Raw genomic sequence first — 9,081 nt, forward strand, 5'->3', positions numbered from 1 at the left:
CTCAAAGGCATAGCAGAGATCAATGCATCGCCAGTGGTGTTTCGTTGGAACAAGTTCGACCTCGGTGTCGCCTAATATGCATTGGTTTTAATGGAACGATGTACTAGACCCCGGCTCGGGGCTGGGACGACGAAGACAAAAGGCGATGTGTGAAATAAGCGGCTTGGCCTCGTCCATCTTCAACTTCACAGGGCTGGCTCAACAGCTTGTGCACTTGGGCAAAGGCGGGGCTTTTGCACTGAAACCGAGATGCCCCCAAAATGACATGCTTTTGCAGTCAGCTCACTTTTTGAATCTTGCTTGCAGGCCACACCCTTGGCCAGCCCATCTCACAGAAGAGTCCACATGACACCCACTTTGTTGCCTGCAAGGGCGCTGGCTTTGTTGACGGCGCTGGCCATGCCCGCTGCTTTTGCGCAAGCGCCTTTTGCATCTGGGCTGGCTGTGCCGCCCGCGGCGCATGCCGAACCCCATCAAATTGTGCACCTGAGCGCTTCGGCTCAGACCGATGTGGCGCAAGACTGGTTGGTGATGACCCTGTCGGTGCAAAAAGAAGGCTTGCAGGCCATGGCTGTTCAACAACAGCTCAATGATGTCTTGTCTGCAGCCATGGCCCTTGCCAAACCCATGGCCAAAACCGACGTGCTTGAATTGAGCACGGGTGCGATGAATGTGTCACCACGTTATGACCGTGATGGCAAGGTGAATGCTTGGATGGGCACAGCCCAATGGGTCATGCAGGGCCGTGACGGAGATCAAATCGCCAGACTGGCCAGCAAGCTGCAAGACTTGACGGTGTCACAGACGCTTTGGCAACTCAGCCCTGCACAAAAAAGCGCCACCGAATCACGCATTCAGGCCGAGGCGGTGGCCCTTTTTAAAAGCAAAGCGCAATCCTTGACCCAGCAATTTGGCTTTGCGGCGTACACACTGAGAGAGGTGCGCGTGAGCACATCAGACTCACAAAGTTTGCAAGCGGGCGCCACCATGGCGCGCATGGCCATGGCCCAAATGGATGAACCCACACCGAGCACCGTGCCCACCTTGGCGGGCAAATCGCGCGTGGTGGTGAACGTTGCAGGCAGCATCTCGATGCGCTGAGGACCTTGGGCGCGCCATGTCAGCACGCCCAGCAAAAAGCTGCCAACTTCAGGCCCACAGCCCTTTGTAAAGCATGTAAGCGGCCAACAAATAGAGCACGCTGGCAAACACGCGTTTGAGTTGCTTAACAGGCAGCTTGTGTGCAGTGGCGGCACCCACTGGGGCCATGAAGACGCTGCACAACGCAATCACCACCAAAGCGGGCAACCACAAAAATCCAAAGCTGTAGGCGGGCAAATTTTGCACGTTTTGCCCGCTCACGATGTAGCCGGTCACGTTAGCCAAAGCAATGGGAAACCCCAGCGCTGCGCTGGTGGCTACCGCGTTGTGCATGGCCACGTTGCACCAGGCCATGAAGGGTACGCTGATGAAGCCGCCGCCTGCACCGACCAAGCCGGACAACAAACCAATCAACCCGCCCGCGCCCAACAAACCCTGAAAACCCGGCATTTGGCGCGAGGGCGCAGGTTTTTTATCCAAAAACATTTGGGTCGCTGAAAAACCCACAAACACAGCGAAAAACAATGCCAAGTACGTGCCTTTGACAAAGGCAAACACAGCCAAGCTGCCAATCAAGCTGCCGATCACGATGCCGGGTGCCAAGCCTTTGACCAAGTCCCAACGCACCGCTTTTTTCTTTTGATGAGCGCGCACGCTCGACACGCTGGTGAAAATGATGGTGGCCATGGACGTGGCGATCGCCATCTTGACAGCCAGATCAGGGCTGATCCCGCGCGCATCCAACATGTAGGTCAAAAAAGGCACCATGATCATGCCGCCGCCAATGCCCAAAAGGCCTGCCAAAAAGCCCGTGCACAGGCCAAGAATGGCCAATTCGGCCAGCAGCAGAGGTTCAATGATCATGGGGGGATGGGGAGATGAAAAAAGAAGGTGTCTGCAAGTGCCACCGGACCGGCATCCTGAACCGGGGTTCAGGTGGGCAAGGGCAGACTGGCGTTGGGTTCATCTGACGCGAGATGATCACGCTCACCAGACGATGTTCCAAGCCCGGGCTCTAAGAGCATTGGTTCAAGGAAATATAAAGCCCGGCGTGCACTGCAGACAGGGTGGATTGTAGGTCTTTAGCGGGGCGTTTGCAGCCCCAGGATGAAAAGAGCCGCAGCGACCGCCAAAGCGTGAGTCGGCATGAACCAGCCCTCAAAGCAGCTGGCCATCCTTTTCGATGACCTGGTCCAGGCGCTTGAGCAATTGATTCAAACGCGCTTGCGAGTCCGCAGGCAGGTCTGGACTGCTGGCGGCGGTGGTGGTGGTGGCGGCGGTGGTGGTGCTGGTGCTGGCTTCAACTGGGGTTGTGCCCACCTGCTCAAAGGCCAAATTCAAGGCTGCCAACACAGCAATGCGGTCACGTGCCTTGATCTTGCCGGCATCGCGAATTTTGCACATGGCCTCATCGACCTTGCGTACCGCTGTCAGCAGGCCTTCTTCTCCGCCAGCAGGGCAACCCAAAATGTAACTTTGGCCCATGATCTGGACATCGATCTGTTTGTTGCTCATGCGGAGGCCTCAGGCGATGTGGGTGCAGAAGATGGCAATCGCTCAATCAAGGCATCAACCCGGGCCCGAGCGGCAGCCAAACGTGACTTGAGTTGATCGCGCTCGGTCGTCAGGGACTGCACTTGTTGTGTCAATAACGCGTTGGTTCTCTGAAGCTCTTCGTGACGCAGCAACAGGTGATCCACACGTTCGGCAATTTGATCGATGGTGTTGGAGTGGGCCATGGCAAACTGAAAAAAGAAGACACCCATTGTAGAACGTGCGCCTCGCGCTTCCATGGCCTTGCGGGTTTGCCGACAGATTTGCACCTAGAATGATGGCTTGTTGGTGCTCGCGGAACTGGTTCACAGTCCGCAGTTCAACGGGAAGCAGGAGGGTCACGCCGACAAGGCCGACCTAACCTGCGCTGCCCCCGCAACGGTAAGCAGACGGGTTGTCTTCAAACAACAACCCAGCTTTCACCTCAAACCACTGGCCGCCCTGAAACAGGCAGCTGGGAAGGTGGTGAAGGTCGCATCTGCCAGCCCGGATACCGGCCAACAAGGTGACCTGTCGCAAGCCAGGTTGTAAAGCCCATGCACTGTCGGGGAAGGCGGTGAGGGCGTTTGACTTGTTTGTTTCAAATGAAAAATCGTTCTTTACGTGCGGGCCGTTTTGCGTTGGCACTTTGCACTCCTGCGTTTTCCTTTTTGTCCTTGGTCAGCGGCGCGGCGCTGGCGCAAACTGCGGGGGCTGAAATCGTGGTCACTGCCAGCCGAACTGAGCAAATTCTGACCGACGTGTTGCCCCACACCACGGTGCTCGGGCGCGATGCCATCGAGCAATCCCAGCTGTTGGACTTGCCCACCTTGCTCTCTCGCGAGGCAGGTTTTCAGTTCACTCAAACGGGGGGTCGGGGCGGGCAGGCCACAGCATTTCTGCGCGGCGCGGCGTCCTTGCAGGTGCTCGTGCTGGTCGACGGTGTGCCCGTCACCAAGCAGGACACTACGGGTGCCGTGAGCCTGGAGCACATCATGCTCGACCAGGTAGACCGAATTGAAATTGTGCGCGGTAACGTCTCTGCCATCCACGGCAGCGGCGCGGTGGGGGGCGTAATCCAAGTGTTCACGCGTCAAGGCCAGGGCCAGTCCACGGTTTACGCCAGCGCCGAGCGAGGCTCACAGGGTAGCCAGCGCTGGCATGCAGGCGCGCACGGTGCGGCCGGACCTTTGGCTTATGCGGTGTCTGTGGGGCACCTGCGCACCGACGGCATCAATGCAGCGAACCTCTCGCAAACACTCAATGCCAACCCCGATGCGGACGGTTACCGCAACGATAACTACGCACTGAACCTTTCCTACAAGCTCAGCCCCGAGCACAAGTTGGGCCTGCGCTCGACCCACTTTAAGGGCCGCTTTGACTACGACGTGCCGGGCAATTTTTCTGCGCCGACCGACGTGCACCAGGGCCGTACCCAGCTTGACAGCCAAACGCTTTACTGGACGGGGCGGCTGGGGCCGCAGTGGTCCAGCCGTTTGAATTACTCCGATGCCAAGGAGCGCAACGACACCGCCACCGTGGGCGGTTATTCCTTCACCACGCGGGCACAAACCCGCACCCGCATGGTGTCGTGGACGCACCAGTGGGACCTGCCTACCATGGTCTTGTCGGCTGGTCTTGATCACCAGACTCAAGGCATAGACATGGCTTTTAACAGCGTTTCCGGCTTATCGCGTGAACGTCAAGCCAATGCAGTCTATGGCGGTTTGATTTACATGCGCGCGGCACACAGCTTGCAGTTCAACTTGCGACGTGATGATGTTCAGGACTTGTCAGCCAAGGACTCGCTGTACTTGGGTTACGGCTACGACCTCAACAACCAATGGAAGCTGATCGCCAGTCACGCCACGGCCTTCAACATGCCGCCGCTGGGTTATTTGTTTGACCCAGACAGTGGCAACCCGAACCTTCGGCCTGAAACCGCCAACACGCAAGAGGCGGGCGTGCAGTGGGCGCAAGGGCCGCACCGCGTGCGGTCGACCTGGTTTTCCAGCCTGACCAAAGACCTGCTGTTGTACGACATGGGCAGCTTTCGGTTCAGCAACGTCAGCCGCGTTAAAAACCAAGGTATTGAAACCAGCTACAGCGGCCGCTTTCACATGACCGATTTGCGTGCCAGCTTGTCCTTGCAAGACCCGGTGAACGAGGCTACAGGCCAGCAATTGGTGCGCCGGGCCAAAACGCTGGCCTCGGTCTCGGTGTCGCAATCGATGGGCTTGTTGACCTTGGGCGGCAGTGTGCGGTACACCAGTTCGCGCCCGGACATTGAAGGCAAACCCGGCTTGCCCAGCAACACCTTGCTGGACCTGACGGCGCGTTACGGTCTGAGCCGTGACTGGACCTTGTTCGGCCGCGTCGACAACGCGACCGACAGCCGCTACCAGACTGCGTATGGCTTTAACCAGTTGCCACGCACCACCACATTGGGTTTGAACTGGAAAATGAAGCACTGAGTCCAAGCCATGCAAGACCTCTTACCCCAACGCATCGTCTGCCTCACCGAGGAAACCACCGAGTGGCTGTACCTGCTGGGGCAAGAAGCGCGCATTGTGGGCATCAGCGGCTACACGGTGCGCCCGCGCCGGGCGCGTGAAGAAAAGCCCAAAGTCAGTGCTTTTTTGAGCGCCAAGATCGACAAGATCTTGGCGCTCAAGCCCGACTGCGTGTTTGGCTTTTCGGACTTGCAGGCCGACATCGCGTCTTTGTTGATCAAGGCCGGCGTGCAGGTCACGGTGTTCAATCAGCGCAGCGTGGACGAGATTTTTTCGGTGCTCTACCAAGTCGCGGCCATGGTGGGGCAGGCCGAACAAGGCCTTGAAAAACTCGCCGCCATGCGCGCCGATTTGGATGCGATGGCCCAGCGCGCAACCGCTTTCAAACGGCGCCCGCGCGTGTATTTTGAAGAATGGGACGAGCCCCACATGAGCACCATCCGCTGGGTCTCGGAGCTGATCACCACCGCTGGGGGGGACGACATCTTTCCCGAATTGGCCGCCATGCCCATGGGGCGCGACCGCATCATCGCCAGTGGCGACAGCATCGTCCAGCGTGCGCCCGACGTCATCATCGGCTCCTTGTGTGGCAAGAAGTTTCGGCCTGAAAAAGTCGCTGCCCGCCCGGGCTGGCAAGACGTGCCGGCGGTGCGCACCGGGCAAGTTTTTGAAATCAAATCGGCCGATATTTTGCAGCCCGGTCCTGCGGCCTTGACCGATGGGGTGGCCCAGATGCACCGCATCTTCAGCCAGTGGGAGGCCCTGCATGGCTGAGCGCTTGCACTTTTGGGCTCCAAGCTTGACCGGTGTGGCGCTGGTGTTTCTGGCCAGCTTTCAGCCCGCGCTGGCGGTCACGGTGCTGGACGATCGCCAGCAAAGCTTGCAAATGGCTAAGGCCCCGCAGCGCATCGTGAGCTTGTTGCCGTCCCTGACGGAGACCGTGTGCGCCTTGCAGCAATGCCACAAATTGGTGGGTCTTGATCGCTATTCCAACTGGCCCGAATCGGTCAAAAGCGTGCCGCGCGTGGGCGGCGGCTTGGACCCCAACATCGAACGCATCGTCGCGCTCAAGCCCGACTTGGTGCTGGCCGCAGGCTCCACGCGGGGTGCAGACCGCCTGCAGGCGCTGGGCCTGAAGGTGCTGCGCCTGGAGCCGCGCACCCATGCCGATGCCGCGCGTGTGTGGCGCACGGTGGCGCAGGCGCTGCATGTGCCTACAGCTGACAGCGACAAGGTCTGGCAAGGCATCCAACAGGGCGTGCAGGCGGCGGTCGCCTCGCTCAGTCCGGCGGCACGGCAACAAGCGGTTTATGTGGAGGTCAGTCCTGCACCCTACGGCGCGAGCGAATCGTCTTTCATGGGCGAGACGCTCAAGCGCATGGGCGTGGCCAACATCTTGCCCGCGTCCATGGGGCCGTTTCCGCAGGTCAACCCCGAGTGGGTGGTGCAAGCCCAGCCGGATGTGATCATGGCCGGCGACAGCAGCCGCGCCAGCATGGCGCAGCGCCCGGGCTGGGGCCGCTTGCGGGCCATGCAGGGTGATCGCCTGTGCATTTTCAAGCCCGAAGAGTCTGACATGCTGGTGCGGGCAGGCCCGCGCATGGCCGAGGGCGCGCGCTTGATGGCCGACTGCCTGAACCGTGCCGCAGCCTCCATCGCCGCAAGCACGGCGACGGCCACAACCACCCCCACCCCCTCGATTCCTTCTGCCTCAACCACAAGCCCAGCGCCAGCCTTGCCCGCTAAGACATTCAGCGGGGCCTTGCGGTGAGCGCCCACGCCAGCCCTGCGCGTTGGGCGGTGTTGCTGGGGGCCTTGGGCTTGGCCGTGGTCTGGCTGGGCACCGCAGTGGGCAGTCAAGGGTGGCAACTGAACGGGTGGCAACAGTTGGTGTCGCCTGCCAGCGACGCGGTGTCGCGCCAGATCGTGTGGGACATCCGCTTGCCGCGCAGCCTGGGCGCTTGGCTGGGCGGGGCTTTGCTGGGTTTGGCCGGGGCGGTGGCGCAGGGCCTGTTTCGCAACCCGTTGGCCGACCCGTATTTGTTGGGCAGTGCCTCGGGCGCGGCTTTGGGCGTGGGCATTTACTGGAGCGTGCTGGGCGGCAGTGCGTGGGCCTTGGGTGGCTGGCTGGGCTTTGGCCTGACGGCTGCGGCTTTTGCGGGGGCGGTGTTGGCGGTGCTGCTGACGCTGGTGTTGGCGCGCGGCGTGCAACAGACCCTGCGCTTGTTGTTGGCGGGCGTGGTGGTGGGGGTGGTGTTGGGGGCGGTCACGTCTTTGCTGTCCCTTTTGCAGCCGCAGGTGCTGCAAGCCATGCAGGGCTTCATGTTGGGCTCCACCGCTTTTGTGACCGGGGGCGCTTGCGCCACCATGGCCGCTGTGTTGGCCCTGTGCTGGGCGCTGTCTTGGGCGTTTGCCCGCGTGCTGGATGCGCTCAGCCTGGGCGAGGCCACCGCGCAAAGCCTGGGCGTGCCCTTGCCGTTGGCGCGCCTGGTGTTGGTTGGGGTGCTGTCTTTGGCCACCGGGGCGGCGGTGGCGCACATCGGTTTGGTGGCCTTTGTGGGCTTGGCCGCGCCGCATCTGGTGCGCTCTTTGGTGCGCTGCACGCACGCTTGGCGCTTGGGCTTGTCGGCCCTCATGGGTGGGGCCTTGTTGGCGCTGGCCGATGTGCTGGCCCGCCTGCTGTGGGCACCGCAAGAGCTGCCAGTGGGCGTACTGACGGCGGTGCTGGGCGGCGGCTACTTGTTGTGGCGCGTGTACCGCGACGCCGAGCACGGGAGGCTTCGATGAGCATCGCCCTGCAAACCCAGGGCTTGGGGGCCACGCTGGCCGGTCGGCGGGTTTTGCACCAGATCGACCTGTGCATCGCCGCCAAGCGCTGGACCTGCGTGCTTGGCCCCAATGGCGCGGGCAAGACCAGCTTGCTCAAAGCGCTGGCCGGTTTGTTGCCGCACACCGGGCAAGTGCTTTGGCAGGGCCAAGCGCTTTCGACGTTGACACGCCAGCAGCGGGCTTTGCAACTGTCGTGGTTGGGCCAGGGCGAGGCCAGCACGCCGGACCTGCGTGTCTGGGACGTGGCCATGCTGGGCCGTTTGCCGCACCAAACTTGGCTGGACGGCCCCAGCGCACAAGACCAGGCCATGGTCGAGGCTGCTTTGAAAGCCACACACGCCTGGGACTGGCGCGAGCGCCCCTTGGGCGAGCTCTCGGGTGGCGAGCGCCAGCGGGTGCTGCTGGCCCGCGCTCTGGCGGGCAACGCGCCCCTGATGCTGATGGACGAACCCTTGACCAACCTCGACCCACCCCACCAAGTGGACTGGCTCGAGCAAGTGCATTGCCTGTTGGCGCAAGGCACCACGGTGGTCAGCGTGCTGCACGAGATCGGCATGGCCTTGCACGCCGATGACATCGTGGTCATGCATGAGGGCCAAGTGGTGCACCACGGCGCAGCCGGGGATGCGGCCACACACGCGGCCATCGAATCGGTGTTTGCACACCGCATCCGCATCCATGCACTCAAGGGTCAATGGGTGGTGTTGCCTCGGGTATGAGCGGTGCAAGTGCAGACCGTGCCACCAAAGCCTGCAGGCCGGCCAGATGAATCCAAGCGCTGGGTGCGTCAGCTGCATTTGATGGGGTGGTATTCGGGCCGTTGTTTGTCACGCGAAGCCCTGCAATATCAGGCGACAGCAAACATCAAATGCCCAACCTCAGCCTTTGCGCGTCGGACTTTGATTTCAATGTCATAACCAAGCCGTGTCAGGCAATCCATCAGCTTGCGCTCGGACAGGTTGGTGAAGTTAAGCAAGCCTCAGCCCTTGAAATACCAAGTCACCCCCCCGGTGATGCCGATGGCCTGCCCGGGCATGGGCTCGCCTTGCTTCATGCGCACCTCTTTCATCTGCAGGTGCGGGGCAAACCACAGGCCTTCTTTGGG

The 9,081-nt window shown here is 61.1% G+C and carries 9 protein-coding genes, 1 pseudogene and 1 riboswitch; of the genes and pseudogenes, 6 read left to right on the forward strand and 4 right to left on the reverse strand.

Annotated features, from left to right (window positions below):
• Positions 1–345: 345 nt before the first annotated feature.
• A complete protein-coding gene (locus ACIQ39_RS16995; protein WP_396435784.1) occupies positions 346–1,101 on the forward strand; it encodes an SIMPL domain-containing protein in 756 nt (251 codons plus the stop codon).
• A gap of 48 nt (positions 1,102–1,149) precedes the next feature.
• Here ACIQ39_RS16995 and ACIQ39_RS17000 read toward each other — a convergent pair whose 3' ends face one another.
• The 3 genes from ACIQ39_RS17000 to ACIQ39_RS17010 form a co-directional block, all read right to left on the reverse strand.
• Positions 1,150–1,965, reverse strand: coding sequence for a sulfite exporter TauE/SafE family protein (locus ACIQ39_RS17000; protein WP_396435785.1), 816 nt, complete (start codon positions 1,963–1,965; stop codon positions 1,150–1,152).
• Between the two features lie 294 nt (positions 1,966–2,259).
• On the reverse strand, positions 2,260–2,616 hold the full coding sequence (locus ACIQ39_RS17005) for a cell division protein ZapA (protein ID WP_396435786.1): 357 nt from the start codon (positions 2,614–2,616) through the stop codon (positions 2,260–2,262).
• The gene (locus tag ACIQ39_RS17010) at positions 2,613–2,840 is read right to left on the reverse strand and encodes a DUF904 domain-containing protein (protein WP_300555934.1); all 228 of its coding nucleotides are present in this window, start codon (positions 2,838–2,840) and stop codon (positions 2,613–2,615) included. Before ACIQ39_RS17010 ends, ACIQ39_RS17005 begins: the two co-directional genes overlap by 4 nt.
• An 84-nt stretch (positions 2,841–2,924) precedes the next feature.
• A riboswitch (cobalamin riboswitch) is annotated at positions 2,925–3,172 on the forward strand.
• Between the two features lie 67 nt (positions 3,173–3,239).
• On the opposite strand from ACIQ39_RS17010, the gene ACIQ39_RS17015 reads away from it, so the two are divergent.
• Genes ACIQ39_RS17015 through ACIQ39_RS17035 form a run of 5 tightly spaced genes read left to right on the forward strand, consistent with a single transcriptional unit; the run spans position 3,240 to position 8,695 of the window.
• On the forward strand, positions 3,240–5,108 hold the full coding sequence (locus ACIQ39_RS17015; protein WP_396435787.1) for a TonB-dependent receptor plug domain-containing protein: 1,869 nt from the start codon (positions 3,240–3,242) through the stop codon (positions 5,106–5,108).
• A 9-nt stretch (positions 5,109–5,117) separates the two neighbouring features.
• Complete coding sequence (locus ACIQ39_RS17020) at positions 5,118–5,921, forward strand: cobalamin-binding protein (protein ID WP_396435788.1); 804 nt, start codon at positions 5,118–5,120, stop codon at positions 5,919–5,921.
• Positions 5,914–6,918 (forward strand): ABC transporter substrate-binding protein, encoded by a 1,005-nt coding sequence (locus tag ACIQ39_RS17025; RefSeq protein ID WP_396435789.1) that lies wholly within the window; start codon positions 5,914–5,916, stop codon positions 6,916–6,918. The genes ACIQ39_RS17020 and ACIQ39_RS17025 overlap by 8 nt, the downstream gene beginning before the upstream one ends.
• Entirely contained in the window at positions 6,915–7,934 is a 1,020-nt protein-coding gene (locus tag ACIQ39_RS17030) for a FecCD family ABC transporter permease (RefSeq protein WP_396435790.1), read from the forward strand. The genes ACIQ39_RS17025 and ACIQ39_RS17030 overlap by 4 nt, the downstream gene beginning before the upstream one ends.
• Complete coding sequence (locus ACIQ39_RS17035) at positions 7,931–8,695, forward strand: ABC transporter ATP-binding protein (RefSeq protein WP_396435791.1); 765 nt, start codon at positions 7,931–7,933, stop codon at positions 8,693–8,695. The genes ACIQ39_RS17030 and ACIQ39_RS17035 overlap by 4 nt, the downstream gene beginning before the upstream one ends.
• Before the next feature lie 128 nt (positions 8,696–8,823).
• On the opposite strand, the pseudogene ACIQ39_RS17040 reads toward ACIQ39_RS17035, so the two are convergent.
• Positions 8,824–8,946: pseudogene (locus ACIQ39_RS17040) on the reverse strand (XRE family transcriptional regulator); the annotation flags it as partial.
• Positions 8,947–9,081 lie beyond the last annotated feature (135 nt).

This window comes from Limnohabitans sp. (assembly GCF_044361645.1).
Classification (GTDB): Bacteria; Pseudomonadota; Gammaproteobacteria; order Burkholderiales; family Burkholderiaceae_C; genus Limnohabitans_A.

Excerpts from the sequence above, each read along its gene's own strand:
- ACIQ39_RS16995 (WP_396435784.1), top strand. The coding sequence starts at position 346 with ATGACACCCACTTTGTTGCCTGCAAGGGCGCTGGCTTTGTTGACGGCG.
- ACIQ39_RS17000 (WP_396435785.1), bottom strand. The coding sequence starts at position 1,965 with ATGATCATTGAACCTCTGCTGCTGGCCGAATTGGCCATTCTTGGCCTG.
- ACIQ39_RS17005 (WP_396435786.1), bottom strand. The coding sequence starts at position 2,616 with ATGAGCAACAAACAGATCGATGTCCAGATCATGGGCCAAAGTTACATT.
- ACIQ39_RS17010 (WP_300555934.1), bottom strand. The coding sequence starts at position 2,840 with ATGGCCCACTCCAACACCATCGATCAAATTGCCGAACGTGTGGATCAC.
- ACIQ39_RS17015 (WP_396435787.1), top strand. The coding sequence starts at position 3,240 with ATGAAAAATCGTTCTTTACGTGCGGGCCGTTTTGCGTTGGCACTTTGC.
- ACIQ39_RS17020 (WP_396435788.1), top strand. The coding sequence starts at position 5,118 with ATGCAAGACCTCTTACCCCAACGCATCGTCTGCCTCACCGAGGAAACC.
- ACIQ39_RS17025 (WP_396435789.1), top strand. The coding sequence starts at position 5,914 with ATGGCTGAGCGCTTGCACTTTTGGGCTCCAAGCTTGACCGGTGTGGCG.
- ACIQ39_RS17035 (WP_396435791.1), top strand. The coding sequence starts at position 7,931 with ATGAGCATCGCCCTGCAAACCCAGGGCTTGGGGGCCACGCTGGCCGGT.